The 23,074-nt window shown below is 33.8% G+C and carries 23 protein-coding genes; 13 read left to right on the top strand and 10 right to left on the bottom strand.

Annotation, left to right across the window (positions count from 1 at the left end; all coding sequences use genetic code 11):
- Positions 1 to 30 precede the first annotated feature (30 nt).
- Together CW752_RS11155 and CW752_RS11160 are read right to left on the bottom strand one after the other, a co-directional pair.
- Entirely contained in the window at positions 31 to 501 is a 471-nt protein-coding gene (locus tag CW752_RS11155; RefSeq protein ID WP_101239788.1) for a DinB family protein, read from the bottom strand.
- A gap of 277 nt (positions 502 to 778) precedes the next feature.
- Positions 779 to 2,047, bottom strand: coding sequence for a peptide-N-glycosidase F-related protein (locus CW752_RS11160; RefSeq protein WP_185117617.1), 1,269 nt, complete (start codon positions 2,045 to 2,047; stop codon positions 779 to 781).
- Positions 2,048 to 2,348: 301 nt separating this feature from the next.
- Here CW752_RS11160 and CW752_RS11165 point away from each other — a divergent pair, with 301 nt between their 5' ends.
- The 11 genes from CW752_RS11165 to CW752_RS11215 all read left to right on the top strand — a co-directional run bounded on the left by CW752_RS11165 (position 2,349) and on the right by CW752_RS11215 (position 12,678).
- The gene (locus CW752_RS11165) at positions 2,349 to 3,641 is read left to right on the top strand and encodes a hypothetical protein (RefSeq protein ID WP_101239790.1); all 1,293 of its coding nucleotides are present in this window, start codon (positions 2,349 to 2,351) and stop codon (positions 3,639 to 3,641) included.
- 271 nt (positions 3,642 to 3,912) lie between these two features.
- Positions 3,913 to 4,917 carry an AAA family ATPase gene (locus CW752_RS11170; protein ID WP_101239813.1) on the top strand — a complete coding sequence of 335 codons (1,005 nt, stop codon included), beginning with the start codon at positions 3,913 to 3,915 and terminating at the stop codon, positions 4,915 to 4,917.
- The gene (locus CW752_RS11175; protein ID WP_101239791.1) at positions 4,917 to 5,375 is read left to right on the top strand and encodes a GNAT family N-acetyltransferase; all 459 of its coding nucleotides are present in this window, start codon (positions 4,917 to 4,919) and stop codon (positions 5,373 to 5,375) included. Before CW752_RS11170 ends, CW752_RS11175 begins: the two co-directional genes overlap by 1 nt.
- Positions 5,376 to 5,430: 55 nt before the next feature.
- Positions 5,431 to 6,294 (top strand): DUF58 domain-containing protein, encoded by an 864-nt coding sequence (locus tag CW752_RS11180; protein ID WP_101239792.1) that lies wholly within the window; start codon positions 5,431 to 5,433, stop codon positions 6,292 to 6,294.
- A gap of 56 nt (positions 6,295 to 6,350) precedes the next feature.
- Positions 6,351 to 7,247, top strand: a complete 897-nt coding sequence (locus CW752_RS11185; protein WP_101239793.1) for a BatD family protein — start codon at positions 6,351 to 6,353, stop codon at positions 7,245 to 7,247.
- Positions 7,240 to 8,232, top strand: coding sequence for a VWA domain-containing protein (locus CW752_RS11190; protein WP_101239794.1), 993 nt, complete (start codon positions 7,240 to 7,242; stop codon positions 8,230 to 8,232). Before CW752_RS11185 ends, CW752_RS11190 begins: the two co-directional genes overlap by 8 nt.
- Complete coding sequence (locus CW752_RS11195; protein ID WP_101239795.1) at positions 8,232 to 9,239, top strand: vWA domain-containing protein; 1,008 nt, start codon at positions 8,232 to 8,234, stop codon at positions 9,237 to 9,239. The genes CW752_RS11190 and CW752_RS11195 overlap by 1 nt, the downstream gene beginning before the upstream one ends.
- 100 nt (positions 9,240 to 9,339) lie before the next feature.
- Entirely contained in the window at positions 9,340 to 10,083 is a 744-nt protein-coding gene (locus tag CW752_RS11200) for a tetratricopeptide repeat protein (RefSeq protein WP_101239796.1), read from the top strand.
- Entirely contained in the window at positions 10,083 to 11,822 is a 1,740-nt protein-coding gene (locus CW752_RS11205; protein ID WP_101239797.1) for a BatD family protein, read from the top strand. The genes CW752_RS11200 and CW752_RS11205 overlap by 1 nt, the downstream gene beginning before the upstream one ends.
- A gap of 44 nt (positions 11,823 to 11,866) precedes the next feature.
- Entirely contained in the window at positions 11,867 to 12,469 is a 603-nt protein-coding gene (locus tag CW752_RS11210) for a MarC family protein (RefSeq protein ID WP_101239798.1), read from the top strand.
- Positions 12,470 to 12,474: 5 nt separating this feature from the next.
- Positions 12,475 to 12,678 carry a hypothetical protein gene (locus tag CW752_RS11215; RefSeq protein WP_101239799.1) on the top strand — a complete coding sequence of 68 codons (204 nt, stop codon included), beginning with the start codon at positions 12,475 to 12,477 and terminating at the stop codon, positions 12,676 to 12,678.
- Between the two features lie 145 nt (positions 12,679 to 12,823).
- Here the strand turns inward: CW752_RS11215 and CW752_RS11220 are convergent, their stop codons facing one another.
- The 7 genes from CW752_RS11220 to CW752_RS11255 form a co-directional block, all read right to left on the bottom strand.
- Positions 12,824 to 13,792, bottom strand: a complete 969-nt coding sequence (locus tag CW752_RS11220) for a chorismate-binding protein (RefSeq protein WP_101239800.1) — start codon at positions 13,790 to 13,792, stop codon at positions 12,824 to 12,826.
- Between the two features lie 212 nt (positions 13,793 to 14,004).
- On the bottom strand, positions 14,005 to 14,433 hold the full coding sequence (locus CW752_RS11225; protein ID WP_079242705.1) for a PaaI family thioesterase: 429 nt from the start codon (positions 14,431 to 14,433) through the stop codon (positions 14,005 to 14,007).
- 53 nt (positions 14,434 to 14,486) lie between these two features.
- The gene (locus CW752_RS11230; RefSeq protein ID WP_101239801.1) at positions 14,487 to 15,071 is read right to left on the bottom strand and encodes a 1-acyl-sn-glycerol-3-phosphate acyltransferase; all 585 of its coding nucleotides are present in this window, start codon (positions 15,069 to 15,071) and stop codon (positions 14,487 to 14,489) included.
- A gap of 315 nt (positions 15,072 to 15,386) precedes the next feature.
- Positions 15,387 to 17,102 (bottom strand): PspC domain-containing protein, encoded by a 1,716-nt coding sequence (locus CW752_RS11235; protein ID WP_101239802.1) that lies wholly within the window; start codon positions 17,100 to 17,102, stop codon positions 15,387 to 15,389.
- An 11-nt stretch (positions 17,103 to 17,113) separates the two neighbouring features.
- Positions 17,114 to 17,443, bottom strand: a complete 330-nt coding sequence (locus CW752_RS11240; RefSeq protein ID WP_101239803.1) for a PadR family transcriptional regulator — start codon at positions 17,441 to 17,443, stop codon at positions 17,114 to 17,116.
- Positions 17,444 to 18,595: 1,152 nt separating this feature from the next.
- Positions 18,596 to 19,375, bottom strand: a complete 780-nt coding sequence (locus CW752_RS11250; protein ID WP_101239805.1) for a GLPGLI family protein — start codon at positions 19,373 to 19,375, stop codon at positions 18,596 to 18,598.
- A 16-nt stretch (positions 19,376 to 19,391) separates the two neighbouring features.
- Positions 19,392 to 19,637 (bottom strand): hypothetical protein, encoded by a 246-nt coding sequence (locus tag CW752_RS11255; RefSeq protein ID WP_101239806.1) that lies wholly within the window; start codon positions 19,635 to 19,637, stop codon positions 19,392 to 19,394.
- A 369-nt stretch (positions 19,638 to 20,006) separates the two neighbouring features.
- On the opposite strand from CW752_RS11255, the gene CW752_RS11260 reads away from it, so the two are divergent.
- Together CW752_RS11260 and CW752_RS11265 are read left to right on the top strand one after the other, a co-directional pair.
- Positions 20,007 to 20,765, top strand: a complete 759-nt coding sequence (locus CW752_RS11260; protein WP_101239807.1) for an XAC2610-related protein — start codon at positions 20,007 to 20,009, stop codon at positions 20,763 to 20,765.
- A 1-nt stretch (position 20,766) separates the two neighbouring features.
- Positions 20,767 to 21,357, top strand: coding sequence for an HD domain-containing protein (locus CW752_RS11265; protein WP_101239808.1), 591 nt, complete (start codon positions 20,767 to 20,769; stop codon positions 21,355 to 21,357).
- Between the two features lie 111 nt (positions 21,358 to 21,468).
- Here CW752_RS11265 and CW752_RS11270 read toward each other — a convergent pair whose 3' ends face one another.
- Positions 21,469 to 22,869, bottom strand: a complete 1,401-nt coding sequence (locus tag CW752_RS11270) for a tail fiber domain-containing protein (protein ID WP_101239809.1) — start codon at positions 22,867 to 22,869, stop codon at positions 21,469 to 21,471.
- Between the last annotated feature and the right edge of the window lie 205 nt (positions 22,870 to 23,074).

Here is a 23,074-nt window from a genome sequence, read left to right on the forward strand (position 1 = left end):
CTTAAACCTTAAACTTTAAACCTTGAACATTTAATATTTTTCTCCTAAAATGGCTCTTTTTTGTGCCATGGCATAACCATAATGCAAACATTCGTGCATGTTATTGAAAATAATGGCATCCTGAATGCTTTTCAAATCCATTCCAAAACTTGTGGTATAAGGTGTGTAGTCTGAAAAGAAGTCACTATCATAATCTTTCATTAGAATCTTTGAAGTTTCAGTGAGTAAAAATTCCAAATCTTCCACTTCTGATTTTTGTACGTTCAGATTGGGTAAGGTTCCTTTTTTGTATGTCTCAATCCAGTATTTATCAATCCTGAAAGGATTTCCGCTAAGGTAATAATGCAAAAGTTGTTGCGTGGCAACAGTATGGGCAATATTCCAGTATATATTGTTGTTGAACCCGTCCGGAATCAGTAACAAATCCTCGTGGGAAGTGTTCTGAAGGATATCTAATAGGTTTTTTCTTACTTGTCTGTGTGCTTGAAAATGATAATTCATTTTGCGGAAATTTTAATCACCAAAAATAGTTTAATAAACTGGAAATGACAATTTTTTGATGAATGGATTCAAGTAAAGGTTTTTAAATGTCAGAAAAATATATTATTTGCCTTTTTCTTTTTGAGTGAATTTTTATTGGAATAACCAATCCTGAAAGCGTTTTGGATTTTTATTCATCAGAAAAATAAAGAGTAATAGAAATAAAATCCTCCTGTAGAAATATTCTGCAGGAGTTTGGATTTTAAATTTAATTTATATGAAGTTTATTGAGTAAGTTTTATTTTTTTATAATTTTATGTTTAAAAGAGATTCCTCCTTTTAATACTATATTGAGAAGATAAACACCAGGGCTGTATGGGGAAAGATCTATTTTATTTTCTCCAAAACTTTCAGTCAATTTTCTTCCATCTATGCCGAAGAGAGTCATTGAGGCAACGCCTTCTTTTGATCTGATGTTGACAAAGTCGGAAGTAGGGTTAGGGTATATGTTAACATCCGTCGTTTTAACATCATTAACATTTAAAGCAGAATTGCTTTTTCCCTGCATATAAACAGATAAATATACCTGGCCATCGCCACCGTTGAAAACAGCGGTTGGTATAGTGTGTTTTAATGTATGATTTCCTGCCGTCAGATTAGCCATTGTAAACTCCCTGATCGGGACTGAATTTCCCGGACACCAGTTGTTCCATGAAGTCCAGTTTGCTTCGCTCTTAGGTAGGACTCCATAGATACCATTCCCCATTGTATTATATACTCTGAAAGGTTCACACGAAATCCCTCCTGGGGTATATGTAAGCATTTGTACATCATCTATATAAGTATAGTTTTGTCTTCTTATATACTCTTCTCCACCATCAGCTGCACCATGTGGGGTAGATATTACAAAAAATCTGGCACCGGTGACTGGAGTTAGTAGATTGAAATTGGTAATTCTTACGGTTTGACCTGTAACATCTGTACTGTTATAATTATTTAGAGTATTAAATGATAGTAGAGGAATCATTAAATTTGAGCTATCTGGTGTTCCTATCTGGTCAGAAAAAAAAGTAAGAGTCCCATCAAAAACATCTATTCTGTCAGCGCATCCTGTAATTTTCGAATTGGCACTGTCTGAGTTCCCCTCAACAGATAACTCTGCATATATGTCATAAGTATTACGTAATGTGGTATCATGAAATAGACTATACAGGTTGCTCAGATTGTAAGTGTAAGGAACTTCGTTAGGATTTCGGTTTTTATTCATAAACGGGGTAATAAATCTTGCCACTTCGATTCTTTTAACATTGGAATCATTGGCATTGTAAGTAGTCTGTCCTTTAGGTACTAAGGCGATGAATACTCCCCCCAGACGATCGTAGTCATCACATCGGGCGCCAATGGTTACTCTCATGGCAATTCTTGTCTTAAAAGAATCCAGTTCTGCATCCGTGAGTTTTCGTGCATATCTCGTATTTCCTAACCTGATTAAGCCTGGAGGAACAGGATCTGATACTGTTGCTGAATACATGCGATAATAAATTGCCTGTGAAATTACATTTGACATTGTTGTCTGCGATTTAATAAGACCGGCAAAAAGTAAACTTAAAAAAAATATTCTTTTATGCATATCACTTGGTATTTGTTGTAAATATATTAAAATATGTATTATGTTGTGTGTTTTTGTTGTTTAATTCTCATTATTTTAATTGTTTAATTGATAAATATTTAAAAAATAAATATAAAAATAAAGCATTTGATTTATTTTTAATTATAATAATTGATTTAATGTAATATTTTATTTTCCTCATTTAAATTTAATTTTTATTATTAAATTAGCATCAATTAAGCTATTAATTTTATTAATTATGAAAAGAGTTTTACTTTTGCTTTTAGTGTTGTTTGTGTCGATTTTTGATGCTCAAATCAATCTGAATATTGGGAGTACGAATGTAGGAAGTGCTCCTGTAAGTAGTTTTTTTTCTTATTCTTATGTTCAGCAGATTTATCCTAAACAAGAAATAAATACAACTGCCGGAAATATTACAGGACTTATATTTTATTTGGATCCATCAGCGACTATTAATGATTCTAAAGATTGGACTGTTTATGTGGGGCATACTCCAAAGACAGCATTCACATCAGGAACAGACTGGGTTCCAGCTTCCCAGTTGACCCAGGTTTATTCAGGGACTGTGAGTAATAATGCAGGTAAGGTTGTTGTTAATTTTCAAAATCAATTTGCCTATGATAATATAGGGAATCTTGTTGTTGCTGTAAAAGAAAATTCTCCCAGTATTGATATTAATAATTTTGATAATGTTTTTCGTGTCTATTCCTACCCTGAAAATTCCACGCTTTATTATAGAGGAGACCGTACTGTAGTTGATCCCGTGTCTCCTCCTGCAGGAATACTCGCAAAGTATAAGCCTGCAATGACGATTTCGGGATTAACACCAAGACAGACGGCTGCTTGTCCTTTTGTTAATTATCCGTCTTACAATTTTCAAAAAGTTGTTTTAACTCCTGATTTCAAGTGGGATTCAAGTACTGGTGCTACATCCTATAAAATTTCATTAGGAACAAGTGCCGGGGGGACTGATATTATTAATGGGCAGGTTGTGACGGGTAATAACTATTCTTTGTCAACAGCTCTTAATCGGAGCTCTAACTACTATGTAAAAGTAAGTGCGGTTTCTGCTAATGGAGAGTCTCAGGAATGTGTGAATGTTCCTTTTAAAACAATTCCTCCGATTCCGGTTAATGATGCGTGTTCCGGAGCTCTACAGATTTCAGCTTTTCCTTATCAATACACACAGGCTGACGCAGTATCTGCTACCAATAATGCAGGTTCTGTGTCGATCTGTTCTCCTGGAATGAACGATGGGGTATGGTTTAAGTTTACAGGGGATGGAAGTAAGTTCAGAATTATTGTAGGCGCCATAGCTACAGATGGTTTATTTGATCCTCAGATTGGAGTGTATAAAGGGAGTTGTACGAATCTGGTATGCGTAGGGACAGTAGATGATGCAGGACCTCTTGAACAGGAATATATTGATGTTCAAACAGAGGCATCAACCGAATATTATATTAATGTGGGTTATTTTGAAATCACTGATAAACCGGAAGATACATTTACTATTTTAGTTAAAAAAATATAAGATTGTTCATAAATTAATACATTAAAGACGTTAGAATGTGGTGATAGGATGTATCATCACATTTTTTATGATATAAGGTGAAATCAGTAAGGTGGAAACTAGATGTTTAGGTAAGTTTGAGGATATTTATGTATCAGAAACTCAGAGTGTATAACCCTTAAAGTCTTGTTAATCCTGGAATATTTAACAAACTTTAACTCAAAAATGGCATTCATTGTGTTGATTAATGCAAGTATTTATCAGAAATTTACCACTTATTTTAAATCAAGCTATGTCAGATATACATCAAGCAGAGGATATTCGTCAATTAACGGAAAAAGTAAAAGAAAAAAACTACTTATTTTCTCTTCTAAGACAGGAAATCAACAAAGTTATTATTGGGCAGGAATACATGATAGACCGCCTTTTGATAGGTCTTTTAGGAAATGGTCACGTACTTCTTGAAGGAGTACCGGGATTAGCCAAAACTTTAGCTATAAAAACTTTGGCGGATGCTGTTCATGGTGAGTTTTCAAGAATTCAGTTTACGCCGGATTTGCTTCCTGCGGATGTGGTGGGGACAATGATTTATAACATTAAAGACAACGATTTTTCTATAAAAAAAGGTCCGGTATTTGCCAACTTCGTTCTTGCCGATGAGATCAACCGTGCACCGGCGAAAGTGCAGTCGGCTCTTCTGGAAGTAATGCAGGAAAAGCAAGTGACGATCGGAGATGAAACCATGAAGTTACCAAAACCGTTTTTGGTATTGGCTACACAAAACCCGATCGACCAGGAAGGAACTTATTTATTGCCTGAAGCACAGAGTGATCGTTTCATGTTAAAATGTACCATCGATTATCCGTCTTTTGAAGATGAAAGACAAGTGATGAGAATGGTTTCTACTTCACATCAACCGACTGTTAATCCGGTAATTTCCCTTCAGGACATTATAGACGCTAAAGAATTGATTAACCAGATTTATCTGGATGAAAAGATTGAAAAATATATTCTGGATATGGTGTTTGCTACCCGTTATCCTGAAAATTACGGGCTTTCCGAGCTTAAAAATTATATTGGTTTCGGAGCATCTCCAAGGGCTTCTATTAACCTGGCTATCGCCTCAAGAGCATATGCATTCTTAAAGGGAAGAGCTTTTGTAATTCCTGAAGATGTAAAGGCATTAGCAAAAGATGTGTTGAGACACAGAATGGGTTTAACATTTGAAGCGGAGGCTGAAGAAATTTCAACAGAAGAAATCATTAATAGAATTTTAGCAAAAATCCAGGCGCCATAATGAGTGATGTTATTATAAGAAAGGCAGTTCAGACGGACTGTGCTTCCATGCTGGAATTAATTAAAGAACTTGCGGAATACGAAAAAGCGCTCCATGAAGTAACTTTAACGTTAGATCAGTTTATTGAAGATGGTTTTGGGAAATCACCGGTTTGGGGAGCTTTTGTTGCTGAAATCAATGGCGAGATCGTAGGGATTTCGTTGTATTATGATAGGTATTCTACTTGGAAAGGAAAAAGGTTGTATCTTGAAGATCTGGTGGTGACGGAAAGAATGAGAGGGAAGCAGATCGGTAAGAAATTATTTGAAGCAACATTGGAATATGGAAAATCAAATGACTATAGCGGAATAGTATGGCAGGCTCTGAACTGGAATGAACCGGCGATTAATTTTTATAAAAAATACAGTCCAAAGTTTGATGATGAATGGTTGAATATTTCCATTGAATTCAAGGATTAATTTTTCAATTGGAACCTTAACCTTAAATATTGAACCTTAAACCAGAAATCCATCTATGCAAATAAAAGATATTGTAAAAAAAGTAAAGCAGATTGAAATCCGTACCAGAAAAAAGACGGAAGCTGCTTTGATGGGGCAATATCACAGTGCTTTTAAAGGGCAGGGAATGACTTTTTCAGAAGTTCGTCCGTATCAGTTTGGAGACGAAATCAGGAGAATTGATTGGAATAAAACAGCACGTTTCCGTGAACCTTTTGTGAAGGTCATGGAAGAGGAAAGAGAGTTGACGATGATGCTCGTGGTGGATATTTCCGCTTCAATGGATTATGGAACGAAGACTCAGCTAAAGAGAGAATACGTTGCTGAGATTGCAGCCAGTCTTGGCTTTTCTGCAGCGGGAAATAATGACAAAGTAGGGCTGATCTTATTTGCAGATAAAGTATATAAAGTAATTCCTCCTCAAAAAGGAAGAAAGCATATTCTTTCGATCATCAGTAATATCATAACGGCTGATTATGTTCCGGCAGAATCAAAAATAGATAAAGCGCTGGAATATATGATGGGGATCTTTAAAAGAAAATCTTTGGTATTTCTGTTCTCAGATTTTGAAGACGAATATGATTCCAAAATGCTGAGAGTGGCTTCAAAAAAGCATCAGTTGTTGGGAATGAGAATCTATGATGAAAAAGATAATGAAATTCCTGATGTAGGGTATACCTTATTATATGATGCAGAAACAGGAAAACAAATTTGGGCTAATACATCCAGTGCAAGATGGAGATATACCTTTGCTGAAGCTCAGAAACAAAAACTAAGAGCGTTAGAAGAAGATTTTACAAATAGTTCGGCCAGTTTTATGAATATTAATACCGGCTCGGATTATTCAAAATTATTATATAATTATTTTCAAAAGAAATAACATCGGACCTAGCTCCTAAATAAAAAACATCAGGCTTTAGCCTTATTATTTAAAAATTGAAAAAAGTACTTTTAATATTATCTTTTCTTATCTGTGCAAATGCTTTTTCACAGATATTATCATCTAACGTAGAGAAGAAAACCATTGCTTTAGGTGAGGTAAATCACCTGGTTGTAAAGATTGATAATCTTAACAATCAGCAGGTAATCTCTGCTCCTAAAAACGAACTGCTTCCTTTTCACTTTGAAGAAACAAAAGACAGTATCGGACAGAATACCAATTCGTATGAAAGAAAGATTGAATTCGCCGTCTTTGAAGAAGGAAAGTTTACGATTCCGGAATTAGAATTTAAAGTAGGAGGTAAGATGCTTAAAACAATTCCTTATGAAATTGATGTCATTAATACTGCTCAAAAAGCTGATCAGATTAATGATATCATGAAGAATAAGCAGGTGAAACTGGGTGCTAAAGATTATTGGGAACTTTACAAATTTTATATTCTGGCCGCGATAGCTGCGATAGCACTGATTATTGCTATTATTATGATTGTAAAGTGGGGCAGAAAAGCTAAAAGTTCTCCTATGGTAGCTACTAACCAGACATTGAAAGAATTAGACACTCTTAAAAAGAAAAAATATATTGAGGAAGGTAATTTCCGCTCATTTTATGTTGAGTTGATTGATATTTCCAGAAACTTTATTACCAAGCAATATCATCTTCCGGCTGACGTACTTCTTACTGACGACCTTATAGACGTTATGAAAAAAAATAATACTATTTCTCAGGATAATGAGAAAGTGGTGGAAGATGTATTCCTGAGAGGGGATTTGGTAAAATTTGCCAAAACCTTCCCGGACCAGGAAACTATGGAAAAAGATTTTGCAGATATAAGGGAGTTTGTCAAAAAATCATCAAAAGATTTAGAATTCGAAAACTTAAGAAAGGATGTTTAATTTTGAGTTTTACAGTCCGTGGTTTTTATTGCTTTTCCTATTGTTTATTCCGCTTTTTATTAAAGATGTAAGGAAACAAAAAAGAAAAGGAGTAAAAGTTCCTACCGTTAAAAATATGGAGAATAGCGGTGGAATTCATGCGGTACTTTTTTTATTAAAAATATCAAAATACATTATTCTTTCCGCTCTGATTATAGCGATGGCCCGTCCGAGAACCTTTACAATCTCTCAGGATAGAGATGATACAAAAGGAGTGGATATTATGCTGTCGATAGATGTATCATTAAGTATGTTGGCAAAGGACCTGAGCCCGGATCGTATTACCGCATTGAAGGATATTGCTGTGAAATTTGTTCAGAAACGTCCTAATGATAGAATTGGAGTGGTAGCTTATGCTGCGGAAGCGTTTACTAAGGTGCCGGTGACTTCAGATCATCAGGTTGTTATCGACGAAATTAAACACTTGAATTCTGAAGGTCTTGAACCGGGAACTGCTATTGGAGAAGGACTCTCTGTTGCAGTGAACCATTTGATTAAAAGCAAGGCGAAAAGTAAAGTGATAATTCTGATGACGGATGGGGTGAGCAATATTCAAAATGCTATTCCACCACAGATTGCTGCAGAGCTTGCTAAAAATAATAATATCAAAGTATATTCAATAGGAATAGGAACCAATGGATATGCTCTTATGCCTACTTCACAAGATATTTTCGGAGATTTAATTTTTACGGAAACGGAAGTTACGATTGATGAAAATACATTGAGAGAAATAGCACAGACAACAGGTGGAAAGTATTTTCGGGCTACTTCAAACAGCAGTCTTGAAGAAATCTATGATGAAATCAATCAGTTGGAAAAATCAGATGTAAAGGTTTCTAAGCTTTACAATTATGAGGAGTATTTCAAAATTTTCCTTTGGATCGCTTTAGGAATGTTGGTTTTGGATGCATTATTAAGATGGGTGTTTTATAAAATTTTAAGCTGATGAGTTGGTCTTTAGGAAATTATTGGTATTTATTTTTACTGTTGCTTCTGCCGCTGTTAGCTTCTTTTTTGATTCGGTTTTTAAAATGGAAAAAACAAAAAAGAGAAATTTTTGCAGACAGCCAGTTTCATGAAAATTTATTTGAAAATAGGGTAGGATTTACAAAATTTTTCCCTGCATTATATTTATTGGGAACCTTATTCCTGATCTTCTCCATTATTGATCTCTTAAATGGTTCCGAAGAGGTGAAAAGTCATCAAAAGCTAAACAATGTAATTTTTATGCTTGACGTTTCCAATTCCATGAATGCAGAAGATATTGATCCAAGTCGCCTTACGGAAGCGAAAAACCTGATGGTGAACATTATGCAGAAAATGACAAATGATAAAGTTGGAATTGTAATTTTTGCGGGGCAAGCGACATCAATCATGCCTTTGACAACAGATTATAATTCGGCAGAAACGTATGTGAGTGGTATTGAAACCAATTCAATGCAGATTCAAGGGACTGATTTTTTGAAAGGAATGCAAGCTGCCGTTGAAAAGTTTAAAAATGTAAGCAAAGGATCAAGAAAGATAATATTGCTAAGTGATGGTGAAGATAATGAAGGTAATGATAATGCAGCAATACGACTTGCCAATAAAGAAGGAATTACGATTACCTCTGTAGGAATCGGTTCGGACGAGGGAGCCCCGGTTCCGGAATATGTTTTCGGCCAGTTAATGGGGTATAAAACAGATGTAAATGGAGGAACGGTCATTTCAAAAAGGCAGACTGAGGCACTAAAGAAAATGGCTGAATCTACAGGTGGAACATACATTGACGGAAATAACATTAATGAGGCTCCTGATAGGATTATGGATGCTGTGAATAAGCATTCTTCAGGCTCTGAAACACTGGTGAAATCTCAGAATGCGAATCATTATTATCAATATTTTCTAGCTGTTTCTATCTTATTTTTCTTTTTAATTTATATTTTTAATCCCAAAAGAGATTTTAATGTGTAAGTTTTCTTATTGTTGATCAGTATTTCAACCTGGCACTTTAACCCAATTTTAACAAATAAAACTCTGTTTATTAACATATAAAGGAATAATTTTGCAAGTGATGAATACTAAAATCGGATTTTTGTCGTTTATTGTTGCTTTCTCTTTCTCAGGCATTTTGTTTGGGCAGGAAAACTATAGAACTTTAGTTCATGAAGGCAATCAAAAATTTGACGGTAAAGATTATGATGGAGCATCCTCAAAATACATGGAAGCAGCAAAATCAAATGACAAAGATTTTACTGCTCATTACAACCTTGGGAATGCGTTGTATAAAAGTAAAAAATATGAAGAGGCTAAAGCTGAGTTTGAAAAAGCCCAACAACTTTCACAAACACTTCCTGATAAAGCAGCAGCACTTCATAATTTAGGGAATACCTATATGCAGATGAATCAGCCGGAAAAAGCGGCAGATTTTTATAAAAAGGCTCTGAAACAAGATCCATACAGTGAAGTAACCCGAAAGAATTACGAGATTGCCAAACTGAAAGAAAAAGAAAAACAACAGAAAAACCAGCAAAATAATTCAGGAAAAGGAGGTGGCGGAAATGATCAGAACAAAAGTGAAGATCAGAAAGGTGACAAAAAAGACCAGAAGCAGAATCAGGGAAATGGCCAGCAGAATGAAGGAAAAAGTGACCAGGGTAATAACCCTCAGCAAAACCCAAATAATGAAGGCAAGATGCCTAAGAATCTTGAAAATGCAATCTTAGATAAAATAAACGAAAAAGAAAAAGAAACCGCCAGAAGGATTTTAAACAAAAATTCTTATTCGATGCCTGAAAGCAACGAGAAAGATTGGTGATGCAGTACAAATTGATTTACATATTTCTTACATTGGCCTCCGTAATTTCTTACGGACAGGTAAATCTTTCTATGGATGCTGATAAATCCGAATATGGTGGTAAGGATATTGTAAATCTTACGATTGTTCTGGAACTTAACGGAAGTGATCTTGAACAACAAACAAAATTTCAATTACCGGACCTTTCGAAATTCAATATTATAGGAAGTGGATCTTTTACCAATACTTTTATAGATCCTGCAACCAATACTCAGATCATTCAGAAAATATCCAGAATTGCCCTTGAACCAAAGAAAAAAGGGAAAATAAAGATTGGTTCCGTATTGGTTACCGTTAATAATAAAATTTATAAAACGGAACCTTTCGACGTATCTGTTAGAGATGTTATTGAGAAAAAATCTTTGGCCGGAAATACCTCTAATGAGATCTATCTGAATATGGAGATTGAGGATAAGGAGGTTTATCAGGATCAGCCGACTATTGCCGTTCTAAAAGTATACTCCAGAAACATGGATAATCTTAGGAAGGTGAAAAATATTCGTCTCCCACAACAGGATAATATCAATGTACATGCGATTAATTTTAATAAGTCTGAAATAGATCCGTCGGGATATGGTAATATGGCATCTCAGGTTTTGGCGATGTTTATGGTGTTTCCGAACGAAGCAGGCTATGTTGAGGTTCCATCAGTATCAGCGTCTGTTAGTTCTTACTCAAATAAAAGTAAAATTGTTTCCAATAAAATAAAATTAAACGTTAAAAAGCTTCCGGAAGGAGCTCCTAATTGCTTCAAAAATGCCGTTGGAAACTTTAAAGTAAGTGTTTACAGTCCTGCCAAAGAAAATGCTGAGACACAAAAACCACTGAATGTTATTGTCAAGGTATCCGGGGAAGGAAACCTGCCGGATATGGAACTTCCAAAAATTGCATCATCTCCGGATTATGAAGTTTTTGCTCCTAAAATTACATCCAGAGTTTCACCGGGAACTACAGGGATGAAGGGAGAAATTTTGGCTAACTATGTTGTGATTCCTAAGAAAACGGGAGTTATTTCTATAAAAACAGAAAAGTTTGCATTTTTTAACCCTGAAAAGAGCGAATATACGGACCTTGGCCAGAAGATGCTGTCGGTGGATGCTCTTTCCCATGAGGATGCTATGGAATCACGCTCTACGGTTGAAAAAGTGAACGAGTATACCAATAATCTTTTGGAAACGGTAAATACACCGGTTTTAAAGACAACTTCCTTTAAAGTAAAAGAAAAAAGTAAATTCCATTGGAATATTCTTCTCATTAATATTGCTATTCTTTTAGCCTTATTTGTTGCATATCTGATATTTAAGACTTGGCAAAAAAAGCGAACATTAGTTAGGGAAACTGTACCGTCTAAATCATTAGGTTCTGTGGCAGAAACGGAAAAAGAACTTCGAAAAATGCTGAAAACGGATATTGATGATTATTTCAGTTACCTTGAAAATCTGAAAGATAACGGTGAGTATGAAAAGTTTTTTGCAACCTTGGAAGAGATGGATCAGGATGTAAGGAATGAGTATTCTCAAGGCTCTACTACGGAATTTAAAGCTTTTCTTGATCGTTACAAAGGTTCTTCTGTTGCAGAAGAATATGGTACATTGCAGCAGAAAATACAAATAGAGAAATATGCACCTGTGAAATCTTCTGAAGGTTTAGACGAACTTTTGAAAGCAATTGTTAATTTATATTCACAAATTAGCAAATAGTCAGTTTATTTTCATATTTTTGCGAAATTTTTAATTACAAAGAGATGGAAATTTTTGATGGTTTCTCTTTTAAAGAGATTGTTACCAGTTTTATGGTTCTTTTTGCCGTTATCGACATCATCGGCTCAGTTCCTGTTATAGTAAGCCTTCAACAGAAGTTTGGACAGATTGAAGCTGGTAAAGCGGCAATCACTGCGGGAGGAATCATGATTGTTTTTTTATTCGTAGGAAATAAAATCCTAAAGCTGATTGGAGTAGATGTTAACTCTTTCGCGATTGCCGGAGCTTTTGTGATTTTTGTCATTGCTTTAGAAATGATTCTGGGAATTGAAATCAATAAAACGACAGAAGCAAAAGCCGCATCTATTGTACCCATCGCATTTCCGCTGGTTGCAGGTGCCGGAACTTTAACAACTGCTTTATCTCTTAGAGCTGAATTCCACGATATTAATATTATTTGTGGAATTATTCTTAATACAATTTTCGTATATTTGGTGCTGAAATCTGCAAAATGGTTGGAGCGAAAAATAGGAGATGCTACTTTGATGATTCTCCAAAAAGTTTTCGGTATTATCCTTTTGGCAATTTCAATTAAATTATTCACCGCAAATTTTGCCCAATTGGTGCTGAATTATGTTAATTTTTAAAAATTATGAAGAAGTTTTATAAAGTATTTTTAATACTGTTCATTGCATTTACAGCTATCAATCTTTATGCTATAGACTGGCAGCAGAAAGATATCTTATCAGATGAAGATAATCTGAAATTTGTATTTTCAGCAGCTGCGGGAGTCATTGGTCTTATCCTGCTTTTTGTAATGGATGCTTGGAGCAGAATCGGTGTAAAGCAACAATAAATAATTGAATATTTACATACACAAAAAACCTCTTTCATATTGTGAAAGAGGTTTTTTGTTTGATAAGTAGATTTTTATGTTATTTGCTTTATTAAAAACTGGTAAAGGCACTTTAAACAAAATAATTAAAAAGTAAAGACTCAAATTAATTTGATATTACCAGATTCTTCAAAATAGCTTCAGATTTCAGCTCTGTTTCTATCCATTCTTTTTCAGGGGTACTTTGAGCAGTAATGCCACCTCCTACAAAAACATGAACAGAATCTTTATAAAGTCTGGCACATCTCAGATTGACGAAATACAAAATGCTTTCCTGAGTTTCAACTTTAATATAACCGGCATACAATTCACGAGGATATTTTTCATATCTCTGGATATTTTCTTTACAGAAATCTTTAGGAATGCCACAAACTGCCGGAGTGGGGTGCAGGTCCTGAATTAATCTATCCAGCATTTCCGGTTCTATATTGGTTTTAAAATCAGTACGCAGGTGCTTGATATTCCCGGAAACGTGATCATAGGTTTCCGATTGTTGTACAGTATCCGAATAATTCTTAAGAATATCCTGAATATAAGTGGTAACAGGTTTTTGTTCTTCAATTTCTTTTTCCGACCATTCTTCAGATACCGGAAGAGTCCCGGCTAAGGCCATGGTTTCAAATTCATGGGTAGATTTATTAAACTTTCCCAATACTTCCGAAAAAGCTCCCATCCAGGCATTCTGACCGTCATTAAAAATATACCTGAAGGCATTCGGATAAGTTGAACATACATTATTGAAACTTTCTTTGAGATCAATTTTATTAAAATCTTTGAAAATTTTCCTTCTGGAATAAACCAGTTTAGGTAGATTATTTTCCTTGATTACTTCAATAACATGATGAAGAGTAGAAACATATTCATTCTTTGTTTCCACACTGAAATGGCTTTCATCTTTCAGAAGATCCATGTTCATCAAATCTATTTGTAGATTTTGTTCTGATGTTTCCAAAATACTCCCTGTAAAATTAATCTGTTGTTGGTTATCAAAAGAATAAAAACTTACGGACTCTATGTTTTGATTTTGGTCTGTGGAATATAATTGTTCGTTATAAGGAAGTTTGAAGTAAATCATTAGCTGTGGATGGATTTTGAAAATCACCGCTCGGAAATAGTATAGGAAATTCCCACGTTGATTTTCCTTCCGGCAAAGGTATGACTAGTCTTAAAAATGTCAAAATTTACAATGTCTTTTTTAAAATAAATTTTGAACGAATGGCCGGAATTAAATCTATAAAAATGAAAAGGCTCAATTTTTGAGCCTTGGATTTATATTTTACTGTTTTATTATCTATTGATAATGTTATTTGTCATCGTGGTATGATTGATAAGGATGCCTTTTTCATCTCGAATCTCAATCTCAGAAACATGCATTGTTTTTCCTTTTCTGATAAAACGTGCGGTAGCGGTTACGATCCCGTCTTTTTTACTTCTTAAATGGTTTGAATTGATATTGGTTCCTACACCATAGTATTTTTCGCCGTCAATAAAAATATTAGACAGGCTTGAACCCAAGGTTTCTGCCAACACACAGCTAGCACCGCCGTGCATGATTCCAAAAGGTTGATGTGTTCTTGGTAATACCGGCATGGTAGCGGTAAGGGTTTCGTTTTCGAGATCAATATCGATAAATTTTATCTCAAGGGTTTTAGCGAGGGTTACATCACCCCAGTTATTGATAAATGCTAATATTTCTTCTTTTGTTTGACCTTTCATTTTTATAATAGATAAGAGATGATTGATAAATGATGATTGGGGATTATTTTTTATTATTCTCCTGTTCCCATAATATTAGGGTTCCAGTTAGCCGGAACTTTAGGAACAATATCATTTTTTACATAATAATCCTGAATCTCCTGCATAATTTCAGCAAAAGGAACCGAAGCTATTCTTTCGTAAGGAATTGTATACCCCAAGTAAACAATATTTCTTTTGAAATCACCTGCTGCTAATACAATTGGAACTTTTGCGGCCAAAGCCATATGGTAAAAGCCTTTTCTCCATTTAGGAACCCAGCTTCTTGTACCTTCGGGAGTAATAACAAGGCTAAAGTCTTCTTTTGAAAATTGATTGGCAACGAAATTTACCAGGTCATTTTTCTGGCTTCTATCAATACCAATACCACCTAATCCTTTTACAATGCCTCCATACCAAGCTTTAGTATGAGCGTCTTTAATAATGATTTTTAATGGTTTTTGTAAAGACCAATAAGCAAAGTTTCCTAGAATGTATTCCATATTATGGGTATGTGGTGCCACTACAAGGATACATCTGTTCAGAGTATTGACATCACCTTGCAGAACGACTTTCCATCCTAACAACTTTAACATTAATTTGCCTATCAGCTTTTTCATAAATTCTTGAATTAAAAACAAAAAGTATAACCAATCTGGTTATACTTTTACAAATATATTGAAATATTATCGCTCTTAAAACAAACCGTTAATTAAATCTACGATTTTCATTACAAATTCTAGGGCAAATTGGATCATAACAATAGTGTTTTTGGTTGATTGGTTATTATGTTTTTTTATGTGCTACGAAATTAAAACTTTTTTTTTACATAGCGAACTAAATAATATAATTTTTTTCACTTTTCTGAGAGAAGAAGGGTGTGAGTTTCAAACGGTTGCCTTCCACTCACACCTTCTACCACTCTCTGAAGTTAATTATTTAGTTTGTATGGATATTTCGTTTTTTCCGTCTTTGATTTTGATGTCTACATCTTTATTTATTTTCTTGATGTTGTCAGCCACAGAATCAATTACTTTCTTAGCCTGGTTATTAGGAACCTTTTTACCGTTGATAATGATACTGTCTTTATCATCAGAATTGTACTGAATGCTTGATCCATTTACGGTAATTTTATTTTTTTCAATTCTGATGGCATCATGGTTATCATCATCCTGATCATTGTCATCAATACCGTCACCATTTAAATCTCCATCGAAGCTGATTCCTGTTTTCTTTAATGGGATCACCACTGTATTTTGAGGTACTACCAGTTCATAATCTACTCTGTAATCTCTGAATCGGTGTTCATAAGGATATTTAAAATAGTTTGGAAGTATTACTTTATTGTTTACAACCTCTACAGGAACAGTAAGCTGGATAGGGAAGTTGTATCCGTTTCCTTCTTTTTTGATGATCAGGTAAGGAGTTTTCACATCTGCCTTTCTGGTTACATCTACTGAGATATAATCTTCTTCATATACAAATCTTTTATCAGAATAGATATCATCATCGTAAGCCTTAAAGTTTTGTGGAATTGTTATTTGCTTCACATCCACATAAACTGTGTCTGAATTAGTATTGATGGATACATTTTCTATATCTTCTTTACTTCCTTTATAGATCAGATTCTTTTTAGCCATACTTATTCCAAAGTAAACTCCTAATCCGATAAGCAGCAGAAATAATCCACCCACTACCCATCCAAGATTTCTCAGTTTTGTTTTTGGAGAGAATATTTTAATACTTAATAAGCTGAAAAGGATAGCAGGAATTAAACTTCCTATAATCATGATGGCTGCCAGAACTTTGTCCAGACCATTATCATCCATATAGAATCTGATCTGATTAGCTCCTGGGAAATCTGTATCCATTCCGAAAAGGCCAAATAGTACAAATACTCCTATAATACTCAATACAGCCATTAATACTGATAATCCTCCTATAATATATTTGAAAACATTCCAGATTCCGCTTCCTGCATTATTGATGTAAGGTTTGTTTTCGTTGTAGATTTCTCCGACTCTCTGAGTAGATTCGTTGGCAAACTGTACCAATTTATTAGACTCATTCTTAAGATTGTCGAAGTTCATAGGCTTTCCCTGCATCTTCAGGAAATCTGAAGCGGTTTGTGCTTTTGGGAGTACCAGCCAAAGGATCAGATAAAGCAGTAGAATTACTAATGCGCTTCCTGCTGCAGGAATCATCACTAAGAAAACAACTACCCAGATAATTCTCATAGCGGTAATATCCATTCCTACATAATGAGCTAAACCTGCACAAACACCTGCAATTTTTTGTTTTTCAGGGTCGCGGAATAATTGTTTTTTGTCTGTATAATTTCCGTTTGTATTGGTATTTTTACTTGTATTTTTTTCTGAAAAATAAGCTTCTTCCTGTTCTTCAATTTTCTCAGGAGTTCCAATCTGTGCGATTACTTTTTCTACATCTGTATCGTTGATCACTTCGCGTTTTCCGAGAGAATCTCTGAAGATCTCCACCATTCTTATTTCTATGTCATGCATTACTTCATCCGCTTCAGAAGCATCCAATGAACTTCTTAGTGCGTTCAGGTAATCGCTGAGCTTTATATATGCGTGTTCTTCTATTGTAAAAGAAAAACCTGCGAGTCCTATTGAGAGTGTCTTGTTCATAGCTTTGTTTTTTAATATTGTTGAGTGATTTGGTTTACTGAGGCTGTTAGCTCGTTCCAAGTATTTTGAAGTTCATCCAGGAAAAGTTTTCCTTTTTCTGTGATCTGATAATATTTTCTGGGTGGTCCCCCGGTAGATTCTTCCCATCTGTAAGAGAGAAACTCTCCATTTTTAAGTCGAGTAAGAAGAGGGTAGAGGGTGCCTTCCACTACATCCAGTTTTCCTTTTTTTAGTTCATCGATAAGGTCGGAAACATACATTTCGCGATGATTGATGAGACTTAAAATACAGAATTCCAGAATTCCTTTTCGCATTTGCGCTTTGGTATTTTCAGTATTCATCTTTGATAAGTTTTGTTAATTAGTTATAAGTACTATTTTTTAGAAAAATGCCCCTAGCTAGTTGAGCCTATTCTAATTTTACATTACAAAGATATATAATTAAAATGGTATTATGCAATACAAAGTAGTGAAATTTTTAAAATAAAACATTTAATATATTGATAATCAATTATATAATTTTTATCTAAATTTTATTGAAAATGAATTTTAAATTAAAAATCTAAAAAAAAATACATTTCAGGTCAAAAATTTGAAAAAAATGGAGAGATTGAATGGTGTTTAAAACAACATTAATCATTACTTATCACTTATATTTTGAGATCAGTGTTATGATTCGTATTTTTGTTTGGGACTTTTATAAACAATTTGAACTCACCACCATTACCATGAAAATTTTGAATTACTGCAAATACCTATCTGTTTTTACACTATTATTTGGACCTTTAAGTTTCGCACAACATCAGTTTGAAGTTAAGGATGCATCAAAAAATTATGATATCATTATTAGTGTTGATATAGGGCTTAATACTGAATGTCTAAAACTAAACAACACTAAAAAAGCCAAAAAAAGCCGATAAATAAAAGGATTTTACCCAAAATGTCACTTTAGTAAGTTGTGAAACTGAATGTCATTTGCTACCATTTTACTACCATTTAAACCTAATTTAAATACTATTTAAACATCCTTATGTATATGATAGTAATGCCACATTTGGAAAACAAATAAGCTGGTTATTTGGTGATCTGATGCTTTATATTATGATTTATATTGAAGTAGTAAGCATCTTTGAAAACATGGAAGAAATCAGCTCTGAAAGCGATTTTGTAAAATACTTTATTCATCCAGTAAGGCGTCTAATAACATTTTAGATTAAAAATTTGTTGAAGGAAGAGACTGAAAAGTAATATGATTTATAATTTTGCTCTATGAAAAAAGTTAAGACAATTCTGTTTTATATAGCATTTGTACTTTTAATATGGGCTATACTATCCCAATTAATCCAAGCTATAATCTGTCCTCAATTAACTCAGATGGAAGTATTTTTACATACTCCTAAAAGTATGGTACTTGATTTTATTAGATGTCGTTAAAATTATATGCGATTTTCGTTGGATGTATAAAGTAAAGAAGCACCTTTTTAGGTGCTTCTTTTAGTTTTCGATCGAATTGTTGTCTTTTTTAAAGGCTTCAATCATTTGATTTCTTACTTCTTGTGAGATATTTTTCCTTTCAGGATACGGATTACTTTTAAATTCTTCTTTCTTTTTTAAATATTGCTCTCTCGTGACAGGAATACCCTTCTGCAAGGGTTTTATCTCGATTTGTTTTTTTTCGATTCCTATAGCTTTGAAAGTTTGAAAATTCTTTTTATCATTGATCTCCAATATAAGACCTGTTAACCCTTTAAATCTATAAGGTCCTTCAGATATTGGAATTTCTTTTGTATACCATGCTGTATAAACTCTATTATTAAATTTAGTAGTGGCTTTATTACACTTATATCCAAGAATAGTTTTAACCTCAGGATAATTAATTTCCCAATTTAGATATTCATTTTCAAATGTAAAGAAATCCTTATTTATTGCAGCCGTCACATATATTTTTGAACCTGTTTTATATACTGAGTATCCTATTTTATACTTAGGTAAATCCGCCATTTTGATATTAACAATACTATTCTGTGAATCAATTGCAGCTTGATTAAATATATCTCTAACAGCTTTATATTGTTGACTGAAATAAATAGAAGAATTAGAATTTAGATCTAAAATCATAAGTTCTTTTAGTCTATGAGTGGGATCTATATCGGTTGTATCTCTAATAAACGAATATTCATATTGTACTTCAAGTTCAGAAAAAGATTTCTCTTTTTTTTGAGAGAATACAAAAAAAGAATATAGTATCAATAAGAGTGAAAAGTATCTACGCATTTTGAAGTTTAAATTGTTAAGGCATTCCTGCTAAAATTGGATTTGTAAATGGTGCTGCACATTCTTCTTCCATCTGATTAGACTCTACAACTACACAGTCAATACTGTCAGTTGGGCCTACTTCGAAAGTTTGAGTGTAACCACAACTTGAAGTAATAGTAACGGGATAATACTTTGATTTTGTATCGCTTTTTGAATTAACTTCAGTAGCACTCAAAATACTTGTAACCCCGAAGGCTGCTAATAAAATAACTTTTTTCATAATAAAATGTTTTTAATGTTAATTATTGTTTTAAAAACTCTTTTAAAAATATAAAATAAATCAAATGATTTGGGATTTATTTTTTTATGTTAAATGACTGCCTACAAAATTGTTATGCATAGGTACGATAAAGGTTTTTATTTTAATTACGGATAACCGTATGGTTATTGAGAAAGATTTTTTAAAGAGTATTTAAACAGTGTTTAAATGATAAAATGCATTATATTGCAGGAGCAATTGAAAGAAAAATACACCTTAAATGATTTTTTTTGACATCCAGTTTCAATTTTTTGGACATTCAGTTTTCGCGATTATATATTTAAAACAACATTAATCATTACTTATCACTTATATTTTGAGATCAATGTTATGATTCGTATTTTTGTTTGGGACTTTTATAAACAATTTGAACCCATCACTATTACCATGAAAATTTTGAATTACTACAAATACCTATCTGTTTTTACATTATTATTTGGACCTTTAAGTTTCGCACAACATCAGTTTGAAGTTAAGGATGCATCAAAAAATTATGATATCATTATTAGTGTTGAGAATTGTTTTGATGATCAATGTAAAGACAAAGGGACTGTGGAGTTGTTTGATAATAAAAATACTAGAGTTCAAACTTTTACTTCCGGAAATCTGATTTTTTATTTTGATAAGGGGCAGAAACCTAAACCGGGGCAAATGTTTCAGGTAACCAGGGAACAGAGCCCGGCCATCTTTGGTGACTTTAATTTTGACGGATTGGAAGATATTGCTATAAGAAACGGAAATAATGGAAATTACAGTGGTGCTTCTTATGATGTATATCTTTTCAACAATACTAAAATGGGATTTGTAAAAAGTAAAGAACTTACAGATCTTGCGTCCAATTTTCTGGACCTTTTTGAAATCGATTCTGAGCATAAACGATTGGTTACTCATGGAAAATCAGGATGCTGTATACTTTATACAACAGGATATAAAGTAATTGCTAATCAAGAATTGGACAAAGTTTATGAAAAGCAAGAGGATTTTACGGCTGAGAATGAAGTAAAAGTAATGATAGAGGAAAAGATCAATAATAGATGGTCTACCAAAATAAAGAAATACCCAAAAGAACAATATAATAAAGAAAAGTAAGATGAAGATACAGAAAGAGATCGATTTTATTCTGGCAGTGGATGCCCTGAAAAATGTGCAAAGAAGAAATTATAATGCCGATGATACCAGAAGAGAAAATACCGCAGAGCATTCCTGGCAAATTATTATTTTGGCACAAATTCTTTATCCTTATGCTAAAAACCGTGCTGACATTGATTTGTTGAGGGTAATCAGAATGCTTTCCATTCATGATCTGGTGGAAATCGAAGCAGGAGATACCTTTCTTTTTGATGAGAAAGCAATGGTTGGAAAGTTTGAGAGGGAAAAAGTATCAGCTCAGAAAATATTTGGAATTCTTGATGAACCTTTGCGTACAGAATTTTTTAATCTATGGCTTGAATTCGAAGACGAAAAAACACCTGATGCAGTTTTTGCATGTGCTATTGATAGAATCATGCCATTTATTCTAAATTCTCATACTTCAGGAAAAAGCTGGACGGAAGCTGGTGTTACCGAAAAACAGATTCGAAATATGCTTGAAAATGCCATTACCAGAGCATCAGATGAAATGGGAGAGGCTTTTGAGTTATTATTGAACAGAAGTTTGGAAACTGAAAAGGTTTTGAAATAAATTTTTCATGTTATAAAGATAAATAAAGCCAGCGCTACAGCTGGCTTATTATATGAATTTAAATTTAGAGAATGGCTTTGATAATAAGCTTTCCAGTATTTTTATAAATAATTATTTTTTTACATTGGCATATAAAGTAGCTTTTAAAAGCTTAATTTCATTCTGGAGTTCTTTTATTTGATTTTGTTGCTCTTTTATAGCATTCACAACTACTAAGGAAATTTTAGAATAATCTACCGAAAGAAGTCCTTTACTTTCATCACCGGATACCAATTCCGGAACGATGGTTTTTAATTCTTGGGCAATTACACCAATATCCGGTGTGCCATATTCTTTAAGGATGTACTTTCTAGGTTGTATCTTCAATACCTGAGCAAGGCCATATTGGTTTAAGTCTTCAATATTTTCTTTTAGTCTACGATCTGATAAATTGCTTGAAGAAACAGATCTGATTTGGCCATGAAAATCATATAAGGATTGGGTTGATCCGCTTGTTGAGGTACCTGGGTCTTGATCAAACACAACGGCATACTGATTTCCTTCTGTAATGATGCTCCCGTTTGAAGTATAGCCGGGATAGATGTTTAAAACAGGATTTCCCGATACATTGGTATTAACTAACGATAAAATAGGCGTCGAATTTCCTCCACTTCCGGATACGGTAAGTTTGCCGGTAGGACTTGTTGTACCTATTCCGACTTTTCCTGAAGATTTAATAGTAAGCCTAGGAGCGTAGTCAGCAGAATTTCGGGTATAAAAGTTCAATCCTGAATAATGATTATTCAGATCCCTATCTGTGCCAGTGATTGATGCTCCTGATGGATTGTTTGAATTTCCACTTGGAACAAAATCAATAGATGAGAAATTGTCAGTATTGGTTGTATTAGCATTATATAGAACTAAGTTTCTAGAGGTTCCCTGGCCACATGGACCTCCACAATTCTCTAAACCGGCAACAATGGTATTAATAACACTTCCTGCTGTGTTTTGAACAAAGAATACAGATTGTGGTGTTGTAGTTCCAATTCCTACTCTGTTATTTGCTGCATCTACGGAAAATGCATTATTTACAGAAAATGCATTCACTGAGCTGGCTTTAAAAGCGAGTGTATTGTTCCCCTGTGTTACAGTTCTGTTCGCTGTAAGGGTACCATCTGCATTATAAATATTGTTTATAGTCGGAGCAGGAGGATTAAGTTTAACCCAGGCAGATCCATTATAATAATAATATCCGATTGTGTCTATGTTAACAGCAGTGCCAGTTTGTGTACCCGTTGCAATATTATTAATATAGATTAAAGTAGATGTTGGTACTGAAGCCATGCTTTGCGCTCTTTGCCTGTCTACACGAGGGATCAAGAGTCCGTCTACATTGGTTGATGTACCTGTACTGTTTTTTGCAGAAATATCCAGTGTGGAGGCTGGGTTAGATGTTCCGATACCAACTTGTGCGTTTGTGTGTGTTGAAAATGCCAAAAAGGCAATTCCAATAGATAGAATTAATTTTTTCATCTTTATATGTTTTTTTAATTAATGGGTACAACCATAAATATATAGACTTATTACATGGTGTAACCTTTAGTGTTTTTGCAAATGTATTAAAAATAATAATTCAATTTATCATTTTTATTGTTTTTTAATTAATTATTTATTGTTTTTGTTGATGTGTTGATATTTTCGATCAAGGTTTGTACTTTTTATACGTGAATTATTTTTT

It is taken from the genome of Chryseobacterium sp. PMSZPI, from assembly GCF_002835665.1.
In the GTDB taxonomy this organism is placed as follows: domain Bacteria; phylum Bacteroidota; class Bacteroidia; order Flavobacteriales; family Weeksellaceae; genus Chryseobacterium.

Coding starts and splice junctions, on each gene's coding strand:
- CW752_RS11155 (WP_101239788.1), bottom strand. CDS start 501: ATGAATTATCATTTTCAAGCACACAGACAAGTAAGAAAAAACCTATTA.
- CW752_RS11160 (WP_185117617.1), bottom strand. CDS start 2,047: ATGTCAAATGTAATTTCACAGGCAATTTATTATCGCATGTATTCAGCA.
- CW752_RS11165 (WP_101239790.1), top strand. CDS start 2,349: ATGAAAAGAGTTTTACTTTTGCTTTTAGTGTTGTTTGTGTCGATTTTT.
- CW752_RS11170 (WP_101239813.1), top strand. CDS start 3,913: ATGTCAGATATACATCAAGCAGAGGATATTCGTCAATTAACGGAAAAA.
- CW752_RS11175 (WP_101239791.1), top strand. CDS start 4,917: ATGAGTGATGTTATTATAAGAAAGGCAGTTCAGACGGACTGTGCTTCC.
- CW752_RS11180 (WP_101239792.1), top strand. CDS start 5,431: ATGCAAATAAAAGATATTGTAAAAAAAGTAAAGCAGATTGAAATCCGT.
- CW752_RS11190 (WP_101239794.1), top strand. CDS start 7,240: ATGTTTAATTTTGAGTTTTACAGTCCGTGGTTTTTATTGCTTTTCCTA.
- CW752_RS11195 (WP_101239795.1), top strand. CDS start 8,232: ATGAGTTGGTCTTTAGGAAATTATTGGTATTTATTTTTACTGTTGCTT.
- CW752_RS11200 (WP_101239796.1), top strand. CDS start 9,340: ATGAATACTAAAATCGGATTTTTGTCGTTTATTGTTGCTTTCTCTTTC.
- CW752_RS11205 (WP_101239797.1), top strand. CDS start 10,083: ATGCAGTACAAATTGATTTACATATTTCTTACATTGGCCTCCGTAATT.
- CW752_RS11210 (WP_101239798.1), top strand. CDS start 11,867: ATGGAAATTTTTGATGGTTTCTCTTTTAAAGAGATTGTTACCAGTTTT.
- CW752_RS11215 (WP_101239799.1), top strand. CDS start 12,475: ATGAAGAAGTTTTATAAAGTATTTTTAATACTGTTCATTGCATTTACA.
- CW752_RS11220 (WP_101239800.1), bottom strand. CDS start 13,792: ATGATTTACTTCAAACTTCCTTATAACGAACAATTATATTCCACAGAC.
- CW752_RS11225 (WP_079242705.1), bottom strand. CDS start 14,433: ATGAAAGGTCAAACAAAAGAAGAAATATTAGCATTTATCAATAACTGG.
- CW752_RS11230 (WP_101239801.1), bottom strand. CDS start 15,071: ATGAAAAAGCTGATAGGCAAATTAATGTTAAAGTTGTTAGGATGGAAA.
- CW752_RS11235 (WP_101239802.1), bottom strand. CDS start 17,102: ATGAACAAGACACTCTCAATAGGACTCGCAGGTTTTTCTTTTACAATA.
- CW752_RS11240 (WP_101239803.1), bottom strand. CDS start 17,443: ATGAATACTGAAAATACCAAAGCGCAAATGCGAAAAGGAATTCTGGAA.
- CW752_RS11250 (WP_101239805.1), bottom strand. CDS start 19,375: ATGCGTAGATACTTTTCACTCTTATTGATACTATATTCTTTTTTTGTA.
- CW752_RS11255 (WP_101239806.1), bottom strand. CDS start 19,637: ATGAAAAAAGTTATTTTATTAGCAGCCTTCGGGGTTACAAGTATTTTG.
- CW752_RS11260 (WP_101239807.1), top strand. CDS start 20,007: ATGATTCGTATTTTTGTTTGGGACTTTTATAAACAATTTGAACCCATC.
- CW752_RS11265 (WP_101239808.1), top strand. CDS start 20,767: ATGAAGATACAGAAAGAGATCGATTTTATTCTGGCAGTGGATGCCCTG.
- CW752_RS11270 (WP_101239809.1), bottom strand. CDS start 22,869: ATGAAAAAATTAATTCTATCTATTGGAATTGCCTTTTTGGCATTTTCA.